This is a genomic window from Mesorhizobium sp. 2RAF45 (assembly GCF_052115225.1).
Lineage (GTDB): Bacteria > Pseudomonadota > Alphaproteobacteria > Rhizobiales > Rhizobiaceae > Mesorhizobium > Mesorhizobium jarvisii.
This window is the reverse complement of sequence record NZ_JBFRGG010000003.1, coordinates 558,938-581,471: the sequence shown is the minus strand read 5'-3', so window position 1 is coordinate 581,471 and position 22,534 is coordinate 558,938. Positions and strand designations below refer to the sequence as shown.

18 protein-coding genes are annotated in these 22,534 nt (G+C 63.4%); 8 read left to right on the top strand and 10 right to left on the bottom strand.

The window, feature by feature from the left end:
* The first annotated feature begins 85 nt into the window (after window positions 1–85).
* Window positions 86–1,087, top strand: a complete 1,002-nt coding sequence (locus AB4Z43_RS12215; RefSeq protein WP_019862779.1) for an Ldh family oxidoreductase — start codon at window positions 86–88, stop codon at window positions 1,085–1,087.
* A 48-nt stretch (window positions 1,088–1,135) separates the two neighbouring features.
* On the opposite strand, the gene AB4Z43_RS12210 is transcribed toward AB4Z43_RS12215, so the two are convergent.
* Window positions 1,136–2,272: a DJ-1/PfpI family protein gene (locus tag AB4Z43_RS12210; RefSeq protein WP_441937609.1), complete on the bottom strand. Its 1,137-nt coding sequence runs from the start codon at window positions 2,270–2,272 to the stop codon at window positions 1,136–1,138.
* A gap of 88 nt (window positions 2,273–2,360) precedes the next feature.
* On the opposite strand from AB4Z43_RS12210, the gene AB4Z43_RS12205 reads away from it, so the two are divergent.
* From AB4Z43_RS12205 to AB4Z43_RS12195, 3 genes are all read left to right on the top strand, one after another.
* Window positions 2,361–3,317 (top strand): GlxA family transcriptional regulator, encoded by a 957-nt coding sequence (locus AB4Z43_RS12205; RefSeq protein WP_441937771.1) that lies wholly within the window; start codon window positions 2,361–2,363, stop codon window positions 3,315–3,317.
* A 360-nt stretch (window positions 3,318–3,677) separates the two neighbouring features.
* On the top strand, window positions 3,678–4,130 hold the full coding sequence (locus AB4Z43_RS12200; RefSeq protein ID WP_202361026.1) for a DoxX family protein: 453 nt from the start codon (window positions 3,678–3,680) through the stop codon (window positions 4,128–4,130).
* Between the two features lie 109 nt (window positions 4,131–4,239).
* Window positions 4,240–5,217: a complex I NDUFA9 subunit family protein gene (locus tag AB4Z43_RS12195; RefSeq protein WP_441937607.1), complete on the top strand. Its 978-nt coding sequence runs from the start codon at window positions 4,240–4,242 to the stop codon at window positions 5,215–5,217.
* Between the two features lie 27 nt (window positions 5,218–5,244).
* On the opposite strand, the gene AB4Z43_RS12190 is transcribed toward AB4Z43_RS12195, so the two are convergent.
* Window positions 5,245–6,612, bottom strand: a complete 1,368-nt coding sequence (locus AB4Z43_RS12190) for a cytochrome P450 (protein WP_019862775.1) — start codon at window positions 6,610–6,612, stop codon at window positions 5,245–5,247.
* Between the two features lie 201 nt (window positions 6,613–6,813).
* On the opposite strand from AB4Z43_RS12190, the gene AB4Z43_RS12185 reads away from it, so the two are divergent.
* The 3 genes from AB4Z43_RS12185 to gyrB all read left to right on the top strand — a co-directional run bounded on the left by AB4Z43_RS12185 (window position 6,814) and on the right by gyrB (window position 12,720).
* The gene (locus AB4Z43_RS12185) at window positions 6,814–7,383 is read left to right on the top strand and encodes an NADPH-dependent FMN reductase (RefSeq protein ID WP_038651623.1); all 570 of its coding nucleotides are present in this window, start codon (window positions 6,814–6,816) and stop codon (window positions 7,381–7,383) included.
* An 89-nt stretch (window positions 7,384–7,472) separates the two neighbouring features.
* On the top strand, window positions 7,473–10,103 hold the full coding sequence (locus AB4Z43_RS12180) for a caspase family protein (protein WP_038651620.1): 2,631 nt from the start codon (window positions 7,473–7,475) through the stop codon (window positions 10,101–10,103).
* A 145-nt stretch (window positions 10,104–10,248) separates the two neighbouring features.
* Window positions 10,249–12,720 (top strand): DNA topoisomerase (ATP-hydrolyzing) subunit B, encoded by a 2,472-nt coding sequence (gene gyrB / locus AB4Z43_RS12175; RefSeq protein WP_441937604.1) that lies wholly within the window; start codon window positions 10,249–10,251, stop codon window positions 12,718–12,720.
* A 179-nt stretch (window positions 12,721–12,899) separates the two neighbouring features.
* On the opposite strand, the gene AB4Z43_RS12170 is transcribed toward gyrB, so the two are convergent.
* Complete coding sequence (locus AB4Z43_RS12170; RefSeq protein WP_441937602.1) at window positions 12,900–14,048, bottom strand: alpha/beta hydrolase family protein; 1,149 nt, start codon at window positions 14,046–14,048, stop codon at window positions 12,900–12,902.
* A gap of 320 nt (window positions 14,049–14,368) precedes the next feature.
* Here AB4Z43_RS12170 and AB4Z43_RS12165 point away from each other — a divergent pair, with 320 nt between their 5' ends.
* The gene (locus AB4Z43_RS12165; RefSeq protein ID WP_441937600.1) at window positions 14,369–15,286 is read left to right on the top strand and encodes a hypothetical protein; all 918 of its coding nucleotides are present in this window, start codon (window positions 14,369–14,371) and stop codon (window positions 15,284–15,286) included.
* Window positions 15,287–15,361: 75 nt separating this feature from the next.
* Here the strand turns inward: AB4Z43_RS12165 and AB4Z43_RS12160 are convergent, their stop codons facing one another.
* From AB4Z43_RS12160 to AB4Z43_RS12130, 7 genes are all read right to left on the bottom strand, one after another.
* The gene (locus AB4Z43_RS12160) at window positions 15,362–16,759 is read right to left on the bottom strand and encodes an NAD(P)(+) transhydrogenase (Re/Si-specific) subunit beta (protein WP_069090813.1); all 1,398 of its coding nucleotides are present in this window, start codon (window positions 16,757–16,759) and stop codon (window positions 15,362–15,364) included.
* 6 nt (window positions 16,760–16,765) lie between these two features.
* A complete protein-coding gene (locus AB4Z43_RS12155) occupies window positions 16,766–17,191 on the bottom strand; it encodes a proton-translocating transhydrogenase family protein (protein ID WP_032921464.1) in 426 nt (141 codons plus the stop codon).
* A complete protein-coding gene (locus tag AB4Z43_RS12150; RefSeq protein WP_441937597.1) occupies window positions 17,191–18,462 on the bottom strand; it encodes a Re/Si-specific NAD(P)(+) transhydrogenase subunit alpha in 1,272 nt (423 codons plus the stop codon). Before AB4Z43_RS12150 ends, AB4Z43_RS12155 begins: the two co-directional genes overlap by 1 nt.
* A gap of 85 nt (window positions 18,463–18,547) precedes the next feature.
* On the bottom strand, window positions 18,548–18,772 hold the full coding sequence (locus tag AB4Z43_RS12145) for an aa3-type cytochrome c oxidase subunit IV (RefSeq protein WP_019862765.1): 225 nt from the start codon (window positions 18,770–18,772) through the stop codon (window positions 18,548–18,550).
* A 164-nt stretch (window positions 18,773–18,936) separates the two neighbouring features.
* The gene (locus AB4Z43_RS12140; protein WP_019862764.1) at window positions 18,937–19,086 is read right to left on the bottom strand and encodes a DUF3096 domain-containing protein; all 150 of its coding nucleotides are present in this window, start codon (window positions 19,084–19,086) and stop codon (window positions 18,937–18,939) included.
* Between the two features lie 130 nt (window positions 19,087–19,216).
* Window positions 19,217–19,984, bottom strand: coding sequence for an N-acyl amino acid synthase FeeM domain-containing protein (locus AB4Z43_RS12135; RefSeq protein ID WP_019862763.1), 768 nt, complete (start codon window positions 19,982–19,984; stop codon window positions 19,217–19,219).
* 147 nt (window positions 19,985–20,131) lie between these two features.
* Window positions 20,132–22,447 (bottom strand): putative bifunctional diguanylate cyclase/phosphodiesterase, encoded by a 2,316-nt coding sequence (locus tag AB4Z43_RS12130; protein ID WP_019862762.1) that lies wholly within the window; start codon window positions 22,445–22,447, stop codon window positions 20,132–20,134.
* Window positions 22,448–22,534: the final 87 nt, after the last annotated feature.

The following is a 22,534-nucleotide window of genomic DNA, read 5'->3' as shown; positions in this document are numbered from 1 at the left end:
ATTTTCAACACAAACGCCGGCTCATCTGCTGCTAGGCACAGACCAGACAACGCAACCAGATTCCCGCAACCCCAGGACAGCCATAATGCAACTCAGTCTCGACCAGGCAAGAGGACTGTGCCGGATGGCGGCACTCGGCGCCGGCGCCAATGAGGAAGCGGCGCAGTCGCTCACCGCCTCGATCATCGCCGCCGAGGCGGAAGGGCTTTCGACCGTCGGCCTGTCGCATTTCATCGACTATCTCGAAGCGCTGGAAGCCGGGCGCATCGACGGCAATGCCGATCCGGTGATCACAAGGCCGGCGCTGGCCGTCTATCTCTGCGATGCACGGGGCGGGCTGGCGCATACCGGCTTCGACCGGACGATCGACGATCTTGCCAAGGCGGCAAAATTGTTCGGCGTCGCCATCTTCTCGCAGAAGAACGCCTATACGTGCGGCGCGCTCGGCTATTTCACCGGCAGGCTGGCGGCACAGGGGCTGGTGTCCTTCGCCGCGACCAACGGCCCGGCGGTGCTTGCCGGCTCGGGCTCGGTCAAGCCGGTCTATTGCACCAATCCGATGTCGTTTGCCGCGCCCGCCGCCGACGGCGCGCCTCTGGTCATCGACCAGTCATCGAGCGCCACTGCCTTCGTCAACATCCGCAAGGCGGCCGAAGACGGCAAGAAAATCCCGGAAGGCTGGGCGCTGGACGCCAGCGGCAATCCGACCACCGACCCGGCGGCGGCCATGAAGGGCGCCATGCTTGCCTTTGGCGGCCAGCGCGGCGCCAACATCGCGCTGATGGTCGAAGTGTTGGCTGCGGGCATTTCCGGGGCCAACTGGTCGCTCGATGCGCCCTGGTTCACCGGCGGGCCCGACAGCCCCGGCACCGGCCTGTTCGTGCTGGCTATCGAGCCCAAGCTGCTCGATCCGGATTTCGAACAGCGCATGAAGGACCAGCTCGACCGCCTGCGCCGCCGCTTCGGCGTGCATGTGCCGGGCCGCGCCCGGGCGGAAGCCGCCGAGAAGGCGCAGGCGCGCGGCATCACCGCGCCCAAGGCGGTGGTGCAGCGCATTTCCGAATTCGCCGAGCGCTATTCGGCCTGAATTGCGGCGGACGAACGCCGGCCGGTGCCGGGCCTTAGACAGTGCCTTTCACCGGGGATATTCGAGCTGCATGGCGACGAAGTCGGCCGTGCGTGCACCGTGGCGCGCCGAGATGTCTTGCAGCGCCTGGTCAAGCGCCCTCGCCGGCCGCGGATCGGCCATTGCCGGAACCAACCGGTCGACCGGCCAGCCGGTGGCGATCTGGTCAGGCAAGATACGCAAGCCGTCGCGGCTGACGATCGCGCCGTCGTTGCCGGCGAATGTGACCGCGCCGGAGCGAAAGGTTCGCGACCAGGCATCGGCGACCAGCGCCAGCGACACCTCATCCACGCCTGATGTCAGCGGGATGCCGAGCTGCTCATGATCCAGCACGGCAAGCGCGTTGCCGATCGCCGTCAGCGCGAACGGGCGGGTGAACTTGAAGACGCCGCTGTCGTGCCGCGCATCCCAGTGCGCCAGGCCCAGATCACGGCCGACGGCTTCGGCCTTGTCCCGGCCGGCGATGGCCTCGATCAGGGTCAGCATCATCGGCATCGACGCGGTGATCCCCGTTGTCGTCGCGACACCCTGATCGACGACGAAGCGCCGGTCGGCGACATAGTGAATCGCAGGATGTTTCTCGCGGAGCTCGCCGACGGAATACCAATGGGTCGTCGCCCGCTTGCCGTCGAGCAACCCGCTGGCACCGACCACCTTGGCGCCGGCGCAGATGCCGATCACCATGGCGCCCTTGGCTGCCTGGCTCTTGATCCATTTCAGCACCTCGGCGTCGTCGTCGCGCATCATGGCCGGGACGATGACGTAGTCGGCGCCGTCCGGATGCTCGGCGTCGAATGCCGCTGTCGTCGCATCGGGCTCGATCTGCAAGGCCGGGTGCAATCTCATCGGTCCGGGCTGCGTCGCCAGCGCCACGACATCGGCGACATCGGCGCGCCGCAGGATGCCGTAGGGCATGAGATAGTCGGTGGTTTCGGTGCCGTCGTTGATGCCGACGATGGCGATCAGGGGACGCTGGCGCTTCGGCGGCTTCAATGCCGCAAGCGTCGCGGCGGCCTCCTTGGCATCGATTGCCGGCTGAACGGCAGCCTGGGACGCCGCCGGCAGCGACAGCAGCCATGCGGCACCCAATGCGAGGACAGCCGCCACGAGGCCGAGACCACTCCACAGCATGATACGCAAATTCATGACCCAGTCCTTCCGATCGAAACACTTGACCATCACCCTAACTGCGGTAGGACTTGTCCTAAATGACATATATCGCGCAAAAACTGCCATGATCCGCAAGGTTGGCATCATCATTCACCCCGGCTTCCAATTGCTGGATGCGGCCGGCCCGGCGGCGGCCTTTGAGCTGGCGGAAGGCTTTTGTGTCGGCAGCTATACGCTCGATATACTGGCGCCCGGCGGCGGGGAGATCGAAAGCTCATCCGGCGTGCGGCTCGCGGCCCGGCCTTTGTCGACGGAAGAGCCGCTCGACACCGCCATCATCTCCGGTGGCGAAATCATTCGCTCCATGGCTGCCGCACAGGAGATCGTCACCTGGCTCCGGGGCACGGGTGTGAGGCGAACGGCGAGCGTGTGCACAGGCGCCTATCTGCTGGCCGAAGCTGGACTTCTCGACGGCAGGCGCGCCACCACCCACTGGTGGAGCACGCACGACTTCGCACGCCGCTATCCCGCGGTGAAACTCGATGCGGAGCGGATCTTCGTCAGGGATGGCAGCGTGTGGACCTCAGCCGGCATTTCGGCCGGCATCGACCTAGCCTTGGCGCTCATCGAGGATGATCTTGGCCCGGCCATGGCGCGACGCGTTGCGCAGCAGCTTGTCGTGCATCAACGCCGCCCCGGCGGCCAGTCGCAATTCTCCGCCCTTGTCGAACTCGGCGGACGAACGGGCCGCTTTATCGAGCTGATCGGGTGGATGCGCACCGCGCTCGCCCAACCGCTGACCGTGGAGTGCCTTGCCGATCGTGCCGCCATGAGCCCGCGGCATTTTGCGCGCGCCTTCAAGGCGGAAACCGGCACCACTCCGGCCAAGGCCGTGGAACGAATTCGCCTGGAGAGCGCGCGGATCGCTGTTGAAACAGGCCCCATGTCGCTCGATCGCATCGCAGAAGAGAGCGGCTTCGGCGATGCCGGGCGAATGCGCCGCGCTTTCCTCAGAAGCTTTGGCCAGCCACCGCAAGCGCTCAGGCGGGCAGCGGCGGTTTCCCGCAATGGCGGCCGGTGACGTCCTTCGACGCATTCATGTCGCCCCGGCGGTACGATTTTTATCCGCCTTATGAACCTTCCTGCGTGTCGCGGCGACCAATGACTGTCCGGGTTGGGTTTGCCCGGTCGGTGTCTTTTGTCGAATGCGTCCAGGGCTGGGGCGGGCGTCTTACGCCATGCTGATACCGTCTCAGGTCAGGCCGCCTCGTTGGACCCTGGTTTCGACGCGAGTTCACCCGGAAAACCCCGCCTCGGCGGGGTTTTCTGCGTTTCGTCCCACGCGTCCGATAAACATGATCGTAAAAGTTAACTTTAGTTAACTTGACTTGATGGGATCCATCGGGCGTCTGCAGAGGTGTTCACACAGACAGGAGCTACGATGTCCGCAACCACCGACGCTTCCCGCGGCAGACTGATCATTCCGGCGCTCGGCCGCCTGTATTCGTCGCTGCATGACGCCGGCGAAACCGTGCTGCGCGCCGTCGCCGGTGCGTTCCTCGCCATCCACGGCTCGCAAAAGATCACCAATCCTTTCGGCGCCGCCGAGATGGTCGAAGGCCTCGGCTTCTATCCCGGCGCCTTCTGGTCGCTGCTTCTGGCCTGCACCGAATTCTTCGGCGGCATTTTCATCGCCATCGGGTTCTTGACGCGTCCTGCCGCTTTTGCCGGCCTGTTCGTACTGCTGGTCACAGTCTGGTTCCACTGGGTGACCATGGGCCAGGGTTTTCCGGGTGCTGAAAAGTCGCTTTTGTGGGCCGCGATCCTGCTCTTCTTCGTCATTCGCGGCGGCAACCGTCACTCGGTCGACGCCCGCATCGGCAAGGTGTTCTAACCAGCTTTCAAGAGGGTGACGCGACGACGCGTCACCCTTTGCCTTTGGCGCAAAACCGACTATGAAACGGCTTCAGCCAAGCCATCTGGAAAGTGCGCCGGAGCCAGCCATGACCGAAATCCTGCAGACCCCAAAGCTCGTCGTCGTCTTTGGCGGGTCTGGCTTTGTCGGCCGCCATGTGGTGCGCGCGCTGGCCAAGCGCGGCTACCGCATCCGGGTTGCTTGCCGGCGGCCCGACCTTGCCGGCCATCTGCAGCCGCTCGGCAATGTCGGCCAGATCCAGCCGGTGCAGGCCAATGTGCGCGTGCGCTGGTCGGTCGACCGCGCCGTGCAGGGCGCCGACCATGTCGTCAACCTCGTCGCCATCCTGCATGAGACCGGCCGGCAGAAATTCTCCGCCGTGCACGAATTCGGCTCCCGCGCCGTCGCCGAGGCGGCGCGCTCGGTCGGTGCCGGGCTGACCCATATTTCAGCGCTTGGCGCAGACGCGGACTCCGAATCGGATTACGCGCGCACCAAAGCGCTTGGCGAGAAGGCCGTGCTCGAGACGATCAACGACGCCGTGATCTTCCGGCCGTCGATCAATTTCGGACCGGAAGACAGCTTCTTCAACCGCTTCGCCAACATGGCGCGCTATTCGCCGGTGCTGCCGCTGATCGGCGGCGGCAGGACCAAGTTCCAGCCGGTCTATGTCGGCGACGTCGCCGAAGCGGTGGCGCGCTCGGTCGACGGCAAGATCAATCGCGGCCAGATCTACGAGCTTGGCGGCCCCAATGTGCTCACCTTCAAGGAGTGCATGGAAGAGCTGCTCGCCGTGATCGAGCGCAAGCGCTTGCTGGTTCCCGTGCCGTGGTGGGTGGCCAACATCCAGGCCTCGATCCTCGGCCTGTTGCCCAATCCGCTGCTAACCAAGGACCAGGTGATGCAGCTGCGCGAGCACAACATCGTCTCGGAAGCCGCCGTCAAGGCCAACCGGACGCTCGCCGGGCTCGACATCCAGCCGCAATCGATCGCGACGATCCTGCCGAGCTACCTCTGGCGCTTCCGCGCCGCCGGCCAGTTCCAGCAGCGCAAGCCCGCGGGTTGATTCACCGCAACCGCCTGAAAGTCACGCCTAGCGCGGCGTGACCTGCATGGGCAGCCCACCTTGCGGTTGGGTCGTTAGCTTCTGCACCGGCCAAGGCTTGGTCTCGGCCGTCGTGTCGAAGCGGAAGCGCGACAAAAGGATGGCGAGGGCGATGATCGCTTCCTGCATGGCGAAACTGGCGCCGATGCAGACGCGCGGCCCCGCACCGAACGGCAGATACTGGAAGCGATCGATCTTCTCACGGTTGCCTGGGTGGAAGCGCTCGGGCAGGAAGGCGTCGGGTCTGTCCCACAGCTTCCTGTGGCGGTGGACGACCCAGGGCATGACCAGCACGGCCGCGTGCTTGGGGATATAAAGATCCTTCCACATCTCCGGCTCAATCGGCTCGCGGTTGATCGAGGGCGCCGGCGGATAGAGCCGGAGCGCCTCGTCGAAGGCGGCGCGGGTCAACGGCATGGCGTCGAGCCACTTCGTCGGATCGGATTCGCGCGCCAGCACCTCATCGATCTCCTGCTCGACCCGATTGCGCTCCCATGGCGATTCGGCGAGGCAGTAAAGCGTCCAGCCCAGCGCCCGCGCGGTGGTCTCATGGCCGGCGCCGATGAAGGTGATGATGTTGTCCTCGACTTCCGAGCGCGTCAGCCCGTCGGGACCTTCGGCCTTCAGCAGCAGCGTCAGGAAATCTTGCGGCACCGCATCGGGATCGCGCTTGAATTTCTCTTCGCGCATCTTGACCGTATCGGTCACGATCTTGCGGAAATAGGCCATGGTCTTGCGGCCGCGGATGCGGGTGAGCCGCGGCAGCCAGTCGGGCGCGCGCAACAGATCGAGCGGATCGACGCGGCCCATGGTTTCGAACAGGCGGTCGATCTCGTTGGCGAAACTGCCCGGCTCGCCCGCGATCTGGCCGGAGAACAGCGTCTCGGCGAGGATATCATAGGTGAGCAATGTCATGTCGTGGGCGATGTCGGATGTGCCGCCCGCTTCGTACCGGGTGACGAACTCCTTGGTGCGTTTCAGCATCGGCTGGGCAAAGCCGAAGATATGGCGCGGCGTGAACACCGGCGCCATCGCCTTTCGCGAGCGCCTCCACACCTCGCCCTCGGCGGTCAGCAGACCATCGCGCAGGATAGGCCGCAGGATCTTCTGGCGCACCGTCGCCATCTTGTAGTTCTTGGCGTTGTCGACCAGCACATGTCGGATGAGGCCGGGATCGTTGGCGACGATCAGATGGCCACCAACGCCATTCGCGGAAATCCACGGCTCGTTATAGGTATGCTCTCCCCACAATTCGAGCGGATTGCGATAGACAATGCGGATCATCTCCAGCGTTGAAGGCGGCGTTGTGCGCGGCTTCGGCGCGGGGGGAACAAAGGGGGCGGGCTGAATGTCCATGAAGTGCTCCGCTGCTCGCATCAATGTAGTGGCTGGCGATCCCCGCGTCCATGTGACCGGACGGCAGGCGCTTCGCCACGCGAAGCAGACGCTCCATTCATCCGATCGTGACCGCCTGCTCCGGCATCTCGCCTTGTCCGCCGGGACGCTCTGCCGTACTGACAGTCACCAACAGATACCGCTTGAGAAAGGAGCCCCGCCTTGAAGCACCAGTTGAGCATTATCATCGGCAGCACGCGGCCCGGCCGCGCCGGCCCGGTTTTTGCCGAATGGCTGGACACATTCGCGCGCCAGCACGGGAAATTCGAGCCGGTGCTGACCGACATTGCCGCGTTCCACCTGCCGGTGCTGGACGAGCCGCACCATCCAAGGCTTGGCAATTATCAGAACGACCACACCAAGGCCTGGTCGAAGGCGATCGACGCCGCGGACGCCTTCGTGTTCGTGGCGCCCGAGTATAATTATTTCGCAGCGCCAGCGATCGTCAACGCGATCGACTACCTGCTGCGCGAATGGAAGTACAAGCCGGCCGCCATTTTCAGCTATGGCGGCGTGTCCGGCGGCCTGCGCGCGGCGCAGGCGCTGAAGCCGCTTTTGACGTCGGTGGGGATCATGCCGATCCCGGAAGGCGTCGCGCTGCCGATGTATCAGAAGCTGCTCGACGAGAACGGCGCCTTCAGCGCCAGCGAACAGGTGACCGGCGGGGCCAGGACCATGCTGGACGAGCTGTTGCGCTGGAGCGAAGCGCTGAAGCCGCTGCGCGCTGCCTGAACGGGCCGGTGTTGGCCAAACGCGCCGGCTTGCCCGCGCCGTAAAGAGGTGGAATGGTCGGCAGGTGACTGAGCCGGGGGCGGTTCGACTTGCGCTTGCTGTTTGCCTTGCTGCTGACGATTGCGACCACCGCCACCGCGGTGGCGGAACGGCGCGTGGCGCTGGTCATGGCAGAGGACGACTACCGGCTGGTGCGGCCGCTCGCCAATCCCATCCATGACGGCGAGGCGATGGAAGCCGCGCTTAAGAAGCTCGGCTTCGAGGTCACCCTAGAAACCAACCGGGACCTTCGGCGCATGCGGCGCGCGCTCGACGACTTTCGCGAGGATGCCAAGGGCGCCGATGTCGCGCTGGTCTATTTCTCCGGCCATGGCGTCGAAATCTCAGGCGACAACCGGCTGCTGCCGGTCGATGCCGACGCGTCTTCGCTCGATCAACTGGACAAGACCAGTCTGCCGCTGGAGGAGGTGCGCGATGCCGTCGCCGCGACCGCCAAGGTCGGGTTGATCGTGCTCGATGCGTGCCGCAGCGATCCGTTCTCGGCAAGCAGCGGCGAAGGGCGTGGCGCGACTTCGCTGGCGAAGGATGTCGCCGACAAGGTCAAGCCGGGTCTCGGCCGCGTCGGGCGTGCGGAAAACATCCTGTTCGCCTTCTCGGCCGCCCCGGGCGAGACCGCCGCCGACGGCACCGGCCAGAACTCGCCCTTCACGACCGCGCTGACCAAATATCTCGGCACGGATGGATTGGAGATCCGCTCGGTGCTGACCTTGGTGCAGCAGGAGGTCTATGACCTCTCGCGCGGCAAGCAACTGCCTTATGTCGAAAGCGGCCTGCCGAAACTGTTCTTTGCCGCTGCCGCCAAGGAACAGCTGCCGGAGCGCGAACGGCTGCTGCTGGCCATGGCCGACGTGACCCCGGAAATGCGCGGCGAGGTCGAACAGATCGCCAGCGACGCCGATATGCCGCTGGCGCCGCTTTATGGCGCGCTGATCAGTTCCGACGCCAACCATCTCTCCGCCGACAGCCTGAATGCCCGGCTGCGCGAGGCCGCCGACGCCTTCGTCAAGGTGCGCGGCGAAATGAAGACGCTCGCCTCCGACGATCCGCAGGTGGCGGAATTGCGCCGGCAGGCCGAGGAACAGCTTTCGCTCGGCGCCTTCGATGGTGCCCGCGCTCTTCTCGCCAAGGCCGCCGACATCGACAATGTTTCGCGCCAGGCGCTGAAGGGCAATTTCGTCAGCCGCACCCTGTCCGAGGCCGCGACGCGCTTCCTATCCGGTGGTGCGGCGCGCGCCGACCTCGACTACGCCACGGCCATTAGTGACTATGAATCGGTGCTGGCGCTCTATGGCGAGGCCGGGCAGACCTCGCTCAACCTGGAACAGGCCGATCGCCAGAGCCGCACGCTGGAGGAACTCGGTATTCTCTATACGACGGTGGGCAATGTCGAGGCGGCCGGCCGCGCCTTTACCGCGCTGTTGACCAATCTCGAGCAGCGGTCACGTCAGGAAACCGACCGCAGCGTCAAGCGCGATCTCGCCATCAGCCACATCAAGCTCGCCAACATAAAGATGGTGCAAGGCGACCTGCCAACCTCCCTGGAGCACTATGAGGCGGCCCGGGACATGCTGCGGGACCTGACCGCAAGCGTGCCGGACGAGAAAGGCTGGCTCGGGGATCTTGCCATGGCCAATGACAAGATCGGCAACGTGCTGGCAACGCAGGGCGATGTGGGTGCGGCGGCCAAGGCCTACCAGCAAAGCCTGTCGATCAAGCAGAAATTGGCCGATGCCGAGCCGAACAGCGCCTACCTGCTGCGCGACCTGACCATAACCTATGATGAAATCGGCGACCTTGCCCGGACCGCGGGACAGTTGGACGACGCCCAAACGGCCTTTGAAGAGAGCCTGAGAATTCGGCTTGTGCTGGCCAAGAACAAACCCGATGACCCTGAGCGCGAGCGCGCGGTTTCTGTCAGCCACGAGAGGATTGGGGATGTACTGCGCGAGCGCGGCGACGCCGCCGGTGCGCTCGCGGCCTACAGCAAGAGCCAGGCGATCGCCGAGGAACTGGTACGCCGTGACCCTAACGACACCGACTTGAAGCGCGATCTGTCGATCAGTTACGCCAAGATCGGCAACGCGCTCAACGACCAGGAGAACTGGCCAGCGGCACTGGCTTCCTATCAGCAAGCGCTGGCCGTAGCGCGCGAACTTGCCGCTGAAGACCCCGGCAACACCGACTGGCAGCGCGACCTGTCGGTCTGCCTGGAAAAAGTTGCCGGTGTGCTTGATGCCCAGGGCAATGTCGGCGGCGCATTGCAAAACTACCAGGATAGTCTTGCCATTGTCGACCGGCTGGCCAAGCTCGATCCAGGCAATTCCGACTGGCAACGCGACCTGTCGATCACTTTGTCGGAAATCGGCATGCTGGAGACCAAGCAGCGCCACTTCGAGGGCTCCAAGAAGGCCTTCGAGGCCAGCCTCGGCATCCGCCAGAAACTGGCTCAGTCCGATCCGAACAATGCGATCTGGCAATTTGATCTGGTACAGGCCTACATCAACTACGCGTATGTGGCGAAGGATCCGAAGGCCGTGCTGACCAAGGCGCTGAACCTGACGCTGGAGCTCGACCGCACAGGCCGGCTGGCTCCAAGAGACAAACCCACGATCAAATATTTGCGCGGCGTTCTCGCCAAATTGAACGCCCAGAAAAAATAGCCGGCTGCCAGCCCGGGATTCGGCCCGGAAATGCCCGCAAACCTTGGAAAAACTGCCTTTAGCGCCTATATCTACGTTATATCAGACGCGCGATTCGGGGCCGATTTTTCGCGCTGTACAAGCGGCATCTAGACAATAGGTTTTCATGAGCGACCAGACCGAGAACACCAACGGCGCCGAAGCCGAATACGGCGCCGATTCCATCAAGGTTTTGAAGGGCTTGGACGCTGTCCGCAAACGCCCCGGCATGTATATCGGCGACACTGACGACGGTTCGGGCCTGCATCACATGGTCTACGAGGTGGTCGACAACGCCATCGACGAGGCCCTGGCAGGGCACGCCGACCTCGTCACCGTGACGCTCAACCCCGATGGTTCGGTGACGGTGATCGACAATGGCCGTGGCATTCCGACCGATATCCACACCGGCGAAGGCATTTCCGCGGCCGAAGTGATCATGACGCAGCTGCATGCCGGCGGCAAATTCGACCAGAATTCCTACAAGGTGTCGGGCGGCCTGCATGGCGTCGGCGTCTCGGTGGTCAACGCCCTTTCGGCATGGCTGAAGCTCAAGATCCGCCGCAACGGCCAGATCTTCGAAATGAGCTTCACGCACGGCAATGCCGATGCGCCGTTGAAGGCCACGGGCAGCTACGAGCAGGACAAGCAGCCCGGCACCTATGAGGGCCGCAGCGGCAGCTCGATCACCTTCTTCCCGTCGGCCGAAACCTTCACCATGGTCGAGTTCGACTTCGGCACGCTGGAGCACCGGCTGCGCGAGCTCGCCTTCCTCAATTCCGGCGTGCGCATCATACTGACCGACGCCCGCCACGCCGACGTCGTGCGGCATGAACTGCACTATGATGGCGGCCTCGAAGAGTTCGTCAAGTATCTCGACCGGGTCAAGAAGCCGCTGATCGAGAAGCCGATCGCCATCAAGGCCGAGCGCGACGGCATTACGGTCGAAGTGGCGATGTGGTGGAACGACAGTTATCACGAGAACGTGCTGGCCTTCACCAACAACATCCCGCAGCGCGATGGCGGTACCCATCTGGCCGGTTTCCGTGGCGCGCTGACGCGCCAGATCACCGGCTATGGCGAATCCTCGGGCCTGACCAAGAAGGAAAAGGTCTCGCTGATCGGCGACGATTGCCGCGAAGGGCTGACGGCGGTACTGTCGGTCAAGGTTCCCGATCCGAAATTCTCCTCGCAGACCAAGGACAAGCTGGTTTCCTCCGAGGTCCGCCCGGTGGTCGAGGGGCTGGTCAACGAGGCGCTCGGTACCTGGCTGGAAGAGCATCCGACCGAAGGCAAGGTGGTCATCGACAAGGTGATCCAGGCCGCGGCGGCGCGCGAAGCCGCGCGCAAGGCGCGCGACATCACCCGCAAGAGCTCGCTCGGCGTCACGTCCTTGCCCGGCAAACTGGCCGACTGCCAGGAGCGCGATCCGGCGAAATCCGAAATCTTCATTGTCGAGGGTGACTCGGCCGGCGGCTCGGCCAAGGGTGGCCGTTCGCGCCAGAACCAGGCTATCCTTCCCCTGCGCGGCAAAATCCTCAACGTCGAGCGGGCGCGTTTCGACCGCATGCTCGGCTCCGACATGATCGGCACGCTGATCACGGCGCTGGGCACCTCGATCGGCAAGGACGAGTTCAACGCCGACAAGCTGCGCTACCACAAGATCATCCTGATGACCGACGCCGACGTCGACGGCGCCCATATCAGGACCTTGTTGCTCACCTTCTTCTTCCGGCAGATGCCGGAGCTGATCGAGCGCGGCCATCTCTACATTGCCCAGCCGCCGCTCTACAAAGTGACGCGCGGCAAGAGCTCGCAATACATCAAGAATGAAAGCGCCTTCGAGGAGTTCCTGATCGAGTCCGGGCTGGAGGAAGCGTCGCTCACGCTGGGCTCGGGCGAAGTGCGTACCGGGCAGGATCTGCGCGGTGCGGTCGACGACGCGCTGGCTGTGCGCCAGCTCATCAACGGCCTGCACACGCGCTACAACAGAGGCGTGGTCGAACAAGCGTCGATCGCCGGCGGTCTCAACCCCGACGTCTTCAGCGATCTTGGCCGCGCCAACGCCATGGCGGAGCGGGTCGCGCAACGGCTCGACATCATCGCCGAGGACACCGAGCGCGGCTGGACCGGCCGCATGTCGACCTCGAATGACGGCAGCGGCGGCTATGTCTTCGAGCGCACCGTGCGCAGCGTCAAGGAATACGCCCATCTCGACATGGGGCTGATCAATTCGGCCGACGCCCGCCAGCTCGACCGCTACGCACAGCGCCTCAGCGAGGTCTACGGGACGCCGCCCGTGCTGCGCCGCAAGGATGTCTCCGAAATCGTCTCGGGACCACTGGCGCTGCTCAACGCCGTCTTTGCGACCGGCCGCAAGGGGCTGACCATGCAGCGCTACAAGGGTCTCGGCGAAATGAATGCCGAGCAATTGTGGGAAACCACGCTCGACCCGAATGTGCGCTCGCTGCTGCAGGTCAAAGTCAACGACGCGACCGATGCCGACAGCCTGTTCTCACGGCTGATGGGCGACGAGGTCGAGCCACGGCGCGAATTCATACAGGACAACGCGCTGTCGGTCGCCAATCTGGATATTTGATGCATGTCGCCCAAAACCGTGCAGCGGTTTTGGGCAAACGACATGCACAAGAGTCTGGAGTGGTTCACCGTTTCACGGAAACGGCGAACCGCTCCATCTCTTTGTTTTAACGCAATTCCGGACGGAAAACCGCTCACACTTTTCCTGGAATTGCTCTGCGCGCGTCCGCTGAATCCGCTTCAATGCGACGGGCTTTGAGACTGTAGCGATGCGCTGAAGAAGTCTGCCAGGGCGGCGTTCAGGCGCTGATGGAACGCGGCCCGGTCAAAGCCGGGTGCGTCGATGCAAATTTCGGGAGCAGCGGCGCGCCGTCGGGCACCGCATGGCGGCAGGAACGCATAGTGACCCGCCAGGGGTTCGACACGATACTCCGGCGGTCGCGGCAGCGCCGAACGGATCTGTTCCTCATACCAGGGGTCGGGTTGATGCCGGTCGTCGGCCGCGCGCCATAGAAGCACCGGGATGTGAACCGCGGCGAGGCCGGCGCGGTCAAAGGTGAAGCCGAACGCCGGCGCGGCAGCCGCGATGGCGTGAATTCGCCGATCAGGCTGCCACGCATCCGGTGGCGGCTGGACCGCTTTTGCAACGGAATGGACCCCCGCTTTCGCCAACGCCTTGCAAAGATCGTGCTGCGGGTTTGCCGCACAGTATGGGTCGATCCTGCCGAGATCGGGTATTCCGCCCGCTTCGATCAGTACGGTGAAGCCGCCATTCGAGAATCCGAAGGCGCCGATGCGCTGCGGATCGATGTCGGCGTGCTCCTGCCAGTCCTTCAGCATGAAATCGATCAGCCGGCTTAGCTGGGCTGGCCGGCGCCATAACATCAGCACCTTGCTCTGGTCGTCGAAAGTATCGCCGGCGTGGCTGACCGCGGCGACGATGAACCCCGCTCTCGCCAGCGCGATCGCCGTATCATAGTGGCCGGCATAGGATCCGCCGCCGCCATGCGAGATCACGATAAGCGGCAGCGCATGGCCTTTTACCGGACCGGAAGGCGCAACGCGCTGGTGGAAGCCTTCCAGCGGTACATCGCGCGGCTCGGCTGAAGTCGGGTACCAGATACCGGCAGCCAGCGGCGCCTCTCCGCCATTGGGTATTTGAACCGCTTCGAAGCCCACGGGAGAAAGATGCGCGGTGTCTTCGGCAGCCGAACTGGCCGATGGCGCGCCGATCGGCGCACCAGTTGCAGCGGCAAGGGCCGCGCCCCAGGTGAACAAACCAGAGAGCAAGACCAGGCCGACGAAAATTGCCGGGCGCAGCCCGCGGACAGGAGCAGAAATCCGCCGGGCTTTTGCTCTTTGCTTCTTCTGGAATCTCTTCAGAGCCATTTGGCTTCCTGTTCGGCAAGGCACTTCGAAGAAAATTCGTCCAGATTTCCGCTTTTGCCCGACACGGCCTATGGGTCAAATCACAACAACATGATCACTTGAGACATTGGTGCGGAGCGACGCTCCGAATTGTTCCATCGCCGGCAAACAAAATCATTTTATAGCCCGCCGGAACGGAAGCCCTCTCGGGACATTGTGCCAACATCGATCACAATTTCTCACAGGAGGCCTTCATGGGACGTGGTATTTTGCTCTGGTTGCTCGGTATTCCGATCCCGATCATCATCCTCATCATGCTGTTCGTACGGTAGGGGGCGTTGATGCAGCCCACCGTATCGGCTATCGACCTATCCGCTTCCGAAGAATCCTCCGCGACAGCAGTCAGTTGGGGACCGATCATTGCCGGCGCCTTCGCGGCTTCGACGCTGACTTTCATCCTGATGCTGCTCGGCTCCGGTCTTGGGCTCACCATGGTCTCACCATGGTCGGGCTCTGGTGCGTCGATCACCACCTTCGCGGCGTCGACCGCGATCTGGCTGGTTATCGTGCAATGGCTGTCTTCCGGAGTCGGCGGCTACCTAGCGGGGCGCCTGCGTACCAAATGGGTCGGCATCCACACGGATGAGGTCTATTTCCGCGACACGGCGCACGGCTTTCTTGCCTGGGCGTTGGCCACGTTGCTTGTCGTCGGTGTCCTCGGCTCTGCGCTTTCCGCAGTGCTTGGCTCGGGCGTGCAGGCCGTGTCCACGGTGGCGTCGGGTGCAGCCCTGGGAGCATCTGCCGGTGCCTCAGCCAATGCCGGCAATGCGTCGGCCAACAACGCGACCTCCTATTTGGTGGATTCGCTGTTTCGTCCCGCCGATCCGAGCAAGCTGGCTGCTGCCACTCCGGATGGGGATGCCGCCGCTGTAGGCCAGGCCTCGCGTATCCTCGTCGCCAGCGCCGCCGCGGTTGAGATTTCGGGCGACGACAAGACCTACCTGGCGCAACTGGTTGCCGCCCGCACCGGCCTTTCCGAGGCCGACGCCAAGGCGCGCGTCGATGCAATGGTTGCCAAGGTCGAGGACGCCAAGGTCAAGGCCAAGCAGGCGGCCGACAGCGCCAGGAAGGCCAGTGCGACCTTCGCCCTGCTCGGTGCCTTGTCGCTGGTCATCGGCGCCTTCATCGCCAGTGCGGCCGCGGCCCTCGGCGGCAGGCAGCGCGACGAAGAGGAAGCGGTTTTCCTGACCAGCCGCTGAGCCTAGGCTTGCGCCAGAAATGAAAGAGCCCGGCACCAGAGCCGGGCTCTTTGCTATTTCTGCCTATCGGCCGTATCAGTGATCCATGGCCTTGACGATTTCCTCGGTCATCTTCTTGGCGTCGCCGAGCAGCATCATGGTGCCGTCCTTATAGAACAGCGTGTTGTCGATACCGGCATAGCCGGAGCCGAGCGAGCGCTTGACGAACAGGCAGGTGCGCGCCTTGTCGACGTCGAGGATCGGCATGCCGTAGATCGGCGAGGACTTGTCGTCGCGGGCAGACGGGTTGGTGACGTCGTTGGCGCCGATGACATAGGCGACGTCGGCCTGGGCGAACTCCGAATTGATGTCCTCGAGCTCGAACACTTCGTCATAGGGCACGTTGGCTTCGGCCAAGAGCACGTTCATGTGTCCGGGCATGCGGCCGGCCACAGGATGAATGGCGTACTTCACGTCGACGCCGTTGGCCTTGAGCTTATCGGCCATTTCGCGCAGCGCGTGCTGCGCCTGGGCGACCGCCATGCCGTAGCCGGGCACGATGATGACCTTCTGCGCGTTCATCATCAGGTAGGCGGCGTCGTCGGCCGAGCCCTGCTTGACCGTGCGCTCGATGCCGTCGTCGGCCGCAGCCGCCGTCTCGCCGCCGAAGCCGCCGAGGATGACCGAGATGAAGCTTCGGTTCATGCCCTTGCACATGATGTAGGACAGGATCGCGCCGGACGAGCCGACCAGCGCGCCGGTGATGATCAGCGCCAGATTGCCGAGCGTGAAGCCGAGCGCGGCCGCCGCCCAGCCCGAATAGGAGTTGAGCATCGAGACGACGACCGGCATGTCGGCGCCGCCGATCGGGATGATCAAAAGTATGCCGAGCACCAGCGAAGCGGCGACGATCAGCCAGAAGACCAGCTTCGATTCCGTGCTGACCAAAAGCACGATCAGCACTATGAGCGCGGCGCCGAGAGCCGCGTTGATGAAGTGGCGACCGCCGATCATGATCGGCTTGCCCGACATGCGGCCATCGAGCTTCAGGAAGGCGATGACCGAGCCGGTGAAGGTGATGGCGCCGATGGCGACGCCGAGGCTCATTTCGATCAGCGCTTGTGCATGGATGTCGCCCGCCGTGCCGATGCCAAAACTTTCCGGCGCATAGATGGCCGCCGCCGCGACCATGACGGCGGCGAGGCCGACCAGCGAGTGGAAGGCGGCGACCAGCTGCGGCATCGAGGTCATGGCGATGCGGCGCGCGGTGACGGCGCCGACGCCGCCGCCGATGGCGAGGCCGAGCACGATGAGGCCGAAGCGGCCCGCGGACGGGGTCGCCAGCGCCAGCGTGGTGGCAATGGCTATGCCCATGCCGATCATGCCGTAGAGATTGCCCTGGCGGCTGGTGGTCGGGTGCGACAGGCCGCGCAACGCCATGATGAACAGGACGCCGGAGACGAGATAGAGGAAGGACGCGAAGTTGGCGTTCATGGCGCTCTACTTGTCCTTCTTCTTGTACATGGCCAGCATGCGCTGGGTGACGAGGAAGCCGCCGAAGATGTTGACCGAGACCAGCATCAGCGCGACGAAGCCGAAGCCGGCGGCAATGCCGGAGGCGGCGATGCCGACGGCGAGCAGCGCGCCGACGACGATGACGGACGAGATGGCGTTGGTGACGGCCATCAGCGGCGTGTGCAGCGCAGGGGTCACCGACCAGACGACATAGTAGCCGACGAAGATCGCCAGCACGAAGATGGCGAAGCGGAAGACAAAGGGATCGATGGCGCCGCCGGACAGGGCGTGCGCGGCATCACCCGCCGCCTCGGCGCCGCCTGGAGCATTGGCCAGGTTCTGCACCGCCAGCCGGACGGCGGCACTTGCCTGGTCGAGCTGGTCCAGGGCTTTCTGCAGGGTCTGATCCATCACGCTGTGCCTTTCGACTTGGGCGAGGACGACTTGGATGCGGCAGGTTTCTTGGCCGCGGTCTTTTTCGGCGTGGACGCGTCGGCGACCATGGTCTTGGCCGGGATCGCCGCGGGTTCGACACGCGGCTGCTGGTCGGCCTTGGCGAAGGCCGGATGAACCACCTTGCCGCCGTCGGTCAGCATCGTCGCCTTGACCAGATCGTCGTCGCGGTTGATGGCGAGCGTCTTGGTGGCCTTGTCGACCAGCGTCTCGAGGAAAGCGAACAGATTCTTGGCATAGAGAAGCGAGGCGGACGCGGCGACGCGGCCTGGCACGTTGAGGTGGCCGACGATTTTTACGCCATTGGCCGTGGTCACCACCTGACCCGGCCGAGCACCTTCGACATTGCCGCCACGCTCGACGGCGAGGTCGACGAGCACCGAGCCCGGCTTCATCGAGGCGACCATCGCCGCCGACACCAGCTTCGGCGCCGGCCGGCCTGGAATCAGCGCCGTGGTGATGACGATGTCCTGCTTGGCGATGTGCTCGGCGGTGAGTGCCGCCTGCTTGGCCTGGTATTCCTTGGACATTTCCTTGGCGTAGCCGCCGGCTGTTTCGGCGGCCTTGAACTCTTCGTCCTCGACGGCCAGGAACTTCGCGCCGAGCGAGGCGACCTGTTCCTTGGCGGCGGGGCGCACGTCGGTGGCGGTGACAACGGCACCAAGGCGGCGCGCCGTGGCGATCGCCTGCAGGCCGGCGACGCCGACGCCCATGATGAAGACTTTCGCCGCCGGCACCGTGCCGGCCGCCGTCATCATCATCGGCAAGGCACGATCATATTCCGAGGCGCCGTCGATGACCGCCTGATAGCCGGCGAGATTGGCCTGGCTGGATAGCACGTCCATCGATTGCGCCCGGGTGATGCGCGGCATGAATTCCATCGAGAAGGCAGTGACACCGGCCTTTGCCAGCGCCGCGACGACGGCATCGTTGCCGTAGGGATCCATGATGGCGATCACGGCCGCACCCGATTTGTAGCTCTTCAGCTCGGTTTCATCAGGCCGGCGGACCTTCAGCACGACATCGGCCTTGGCAACGTCCGCGGCCTTGCCGATGGCGGCACCCGCCTTGGCAAACTCTTCGTCGGGGATGCGCGACCTTGTGCCGGCGCCGGTTTCGACAATCACGGCGAAGCCCAGCCCCGCCAGCCGCTTGACCGTATCGGGCGAGGCCGCGACGCGCGGCTCGTTCGCATCAAGCTCACGAGGGATGAAAACCGTCTGTCCCACCGCATGATCCTTTCGGCTGGAACCTGTTTGCGCAAAGTCGGCCGGAATATCCGGCGAGGTCAATGGCAACTGGGTTTTGGAAGGTCTATCGCAGAATGAAGGCGCCGGCGGCCATGATCAAGGCGAACAGGATAAGTGCCGAGAAGAAACCGCCCGCGAAGAAACCGAAGGCCATCGCGATAAGCAGCGCGCCGCAGAAAAGCGATCCATATTTGGCCAGAGCGAGAAAGCCCGCATAGGTGCGGTCATGCTCGGCATAGTCCATCTTCGCGCCCAGTTCGACAGGACCGGTCGGCGAGTGATCAGCCATAGGAATACCCCTTCGAAGACATCTTTCAGGCACATAGCGAAAAGCCGGCCCGAGAGCAATGGCGCTATTGCCGCATTGGAGCCGACAACTGCCTCAAGGGAAAATTGAAACCGCCGACCGGTTCGGCGAAGGGTGGCTGTTGCGGCAGGCCAGCTCGGCGGCGCTCAGCCAGCGAGGTGCGGGAAAAGCCCGAGCAGCCCGACGACGATCAGATAGAGCGCGACGATGTAGTTCAGCAGCCGTGGCATGATCAGGATCAGCACACCGGCGATCAGCGAGATAAGCGGCGTGAGCGCAAGCTGGGAAATATGCATGTCGGGGGTCCTTTCCAGAGGCGATGGCATCGGCTGATGCTGCCACTGATAACGCCGTCAGGCCTGGAAAGCTCCATCGGGATGCATCGTTACCCAATGACGAGACATGAGGCCCTTGGGCCGCGTGCGCTTAGGCCGCTTCGAAATATTTGGCGGTGGGCAGGATGGTCAACGGCGCCAGTTCACCCCTGTTGGGGCGTTGGAAAAGCATGCGTTGCTCGAACGTCGTCGAGTTGAAGAACGGGAAGCGATCCAGCGTCGCCTGCATGTTTTCGGAGCATTTCGACTGGTACAGATGCACGGGAACGGTAAGCCCGGGATAGTTTCGCGGGGGCACCGCCTGCTCCGACCTGAAGATGCGGTGATAGAAAGCGGAATGTTCTTCCTTGATCGCCGTCAGGCAATAAGTCGGCTTGAAGTGACTGCAGGCAACCACCGCCAGCCTGAGCGTAATGTATGGCAGCACCCGCAGGCTGCTCGACCATTCGAGATCGGCCGCGAACCGGCTTGGATCGACGAAAGTCTCACCGGCCGCCAGACGCCGCGCCAGCACGTCGCCGAAAACATCGGTACTGGGTGAAACAGGGTATCTCGCGCTGGCATAATGGAGCCTGATGGTGCTGACGAGCACACCGTCGAAGAACACGCCAAAGCGATAGGAATTGGGCAGATCGTCGAAACTGTCCTTCACCATGCGGGAAGCCATCGGCTTCACCATGCCGGCGTGAAGGTAGGAGTTGTAGCGGAGCCTGTAGATCGCCTCGAGGTCCTCGGCGCCATCGCAGAGCCGATATTCCACGTGCTCCAGAACATCCATGACGTGATCCGAGAACACTGACGGGCGATGCTTATCGCTGGTCGCAGCCGCCAGCGGCGTACCCAATACCTTGTTTTCCATTTTGTCCTCGCACCGCCACACAACGACAATAGCGAAGCGCCGGAGGAACAAGAAGCAAAATTGCCAGCTTTTGCGTTTACCCTAAATTAACGTTAACAAATGGTAAATTGCGGGCGCAGCGGCGCTTTGGGCAATCGATGGCTGATTTCAGGTGGCGACGCGCCTCGCAACCGGCTGCAATTCCGCCGCGAAAGGCCAGGTCACGTTGGACATGGTTTCGATGCCCGACGCGCTGAGCGCTGCGCCGAACAGGAAGCCCTGGACAAGATCCGGCTTCACCGAATGCAGCAGGACCTTGAGCTGCTCGAATGTTTCGACGCCTTCGATAGTGACTATGAGTCCCAGGATACGGGCCAGGTCGACGACGCCCTTCAGCAGCTCCAGCGAGCGCGGATTCTGGGTGACGTCCATCACGAAGGAGCGGTCGATCTTGATCTTGTCGAGGGGCAGCTTGTGGAGATAGCTCAGGCTCGAATAGCCGGTGCCGAAATCATCAAGGGCAATGCGCACGCCAAGCTGCTTCAGTTCCTCGATGTATTGGCGGGTCTGCGACTTGTCATCCAGCAGTGCGGTTTCGGTGACTTCGATCTCAAGGCGGTTGGCCGCCAGCCCGGAAACCTCCAGCGCTTCGCGAACCTTCCGGATGACGTCGCCATTGCGGAAGTCCCTGGCGGACAGATTGACCGAGACGCTGGTCTGGTCGGGCCATTTGGCGCATTCGAGGCAGGCGGCCTGAAGCACAAAGGCGCTGATCTCTGAAATGATGCCCATCTCCTCGGCCAGCGGGATGAAGACGCCGGGTGAAATCGGTCCGAGATCGGGATGGTCCCAGCGGCACAGCGCCTCGCAGCTGGCGATGCGCATGGTGTCCATCGCCACGATCGGCTGGTAGACGACCCGCAGGCTCCTGCTTTCCACCGCGCTGCGAAGATCCGCCTTCATCAGCTGCCGGTTGCGGAACGCGGCGTCCATTGCCGCCTCGAACAGCCGCCAGCCGTTCTTACCAAGCTCCTTGGCCTTGTAGAGCGCGAGGTCTGCCTTGACGATCATGGCGTCGACATCGGTTTCCGCGACCTTGGACAGAACCGCGCCGGCGCTGGCCTGGATCCGCAATCCATGCCCGGCGACGTCCACCTCGCCCTGCAATGCCGCGAAGATCTCGTCGATCTGCATGGTCAGATGGCTCTCATCCTCGATGCGGTCGAAGAAGACCATGAATTCGTCGCCGCCGAAACGGCTGACGGTGATGCCTTGCCCGGCAACGGCGGCGAGACGCTCGGCGACCGCGTAGATCAACCCGTCGCCGATCGGATGGCCGAGCGTGTCATTGACGCTCTTGAAATCGTCGAGGTCGAGCACGGCCAGGCCGCACAGCCGGTCGCGCTCTCCGGAAGCCATCAGCTCGCCGACCAGTTCATGGAAATAAGCGCGGTTCGGCAGACCGGTGAGGTTGTCGTAGCGCGCCATGAAACGGATCTTTTCCTCCGCCTCGACACGAGCCGTGACGTCTTCAAAGGTGATGACACCCAATTCCTGGTTGCCTTCGCGAGCGGAGAATTCGTAGTGCTGCCCGTTGGAGAAGGAGACAAGCACCTTGCGGTCACGTCCCTCGCGCAGCGCGCGCGTCAGTTGCGCCTCCACGTAGCGGCAATCCTTCGGTGCCAGCATGCCGCCGGCGACGCCGCGCAGCAACAGCGAATGGATCGACCGTCCGAGCAGTTGGTCCGGCGACCTTAGTGACATCAGACGGGCGGCTTCAGCGTTGCCGACGACCACCTTGCCGTCGGGGCCGAGCATCACCAGACCATGCGACATGGTGTTGAGGGCGCGGTTGAACCGCTGCGCGATCTGTCGCGCCTGCTTGTGTCCAACGACTGCCGAAAACAACACGTTGCGGACGTGGTCGGCACTGCCCTTGATGATAAACATGAAGGGAATGATCAGCAGCCCGAGCACGACATAGGGGATGTCGAACCTGAGGATGAGCGCCGCGGCGATCGGCCCGACAAAGGTAACCGCGAAGATCATCACCATGCGCGGCGACCCGTAATTTCGGCCGACGACGGTCACCAAAGAGGCCATCGTTACCGACAGCGCTCCGATCTCTGCATAGGAATCGGAGTAGACATAGATGGAAATGAAGCAAAAGAACCCCAGCAACAACCCTTGAAGGCTGCCCTTCAGGATGTATTCGCGCTCCCACTTCTTTGCATCGGCGGCGTCGTGCATTTCACCGCCCGAGCGGTGGAACCGCCGCAGGCTGAAGTAACGCCAGACGCCGATGCCAAGCAGCGCGCCCGCCAGAGCCAGAAAAACCGGCTGGCCATTGCGCCAGTAAACCATGAGGCTGATGACAGCGTGGCAAAGCGCGCCGATTATCAGCATGTGCGCGTTGTCGAACAACGAGCGCACAAACTGGATATAAACATCCACGGGGATGTTATCGGCTTTTGTTTTGCCCATTACTGGCGCCCAATGAGCCCCAGCCTTGGCATAGTCCCATTAAAAAACCTTTAGCTTGGCTTGAAATGCCTGATTTCAGAGGCTTTT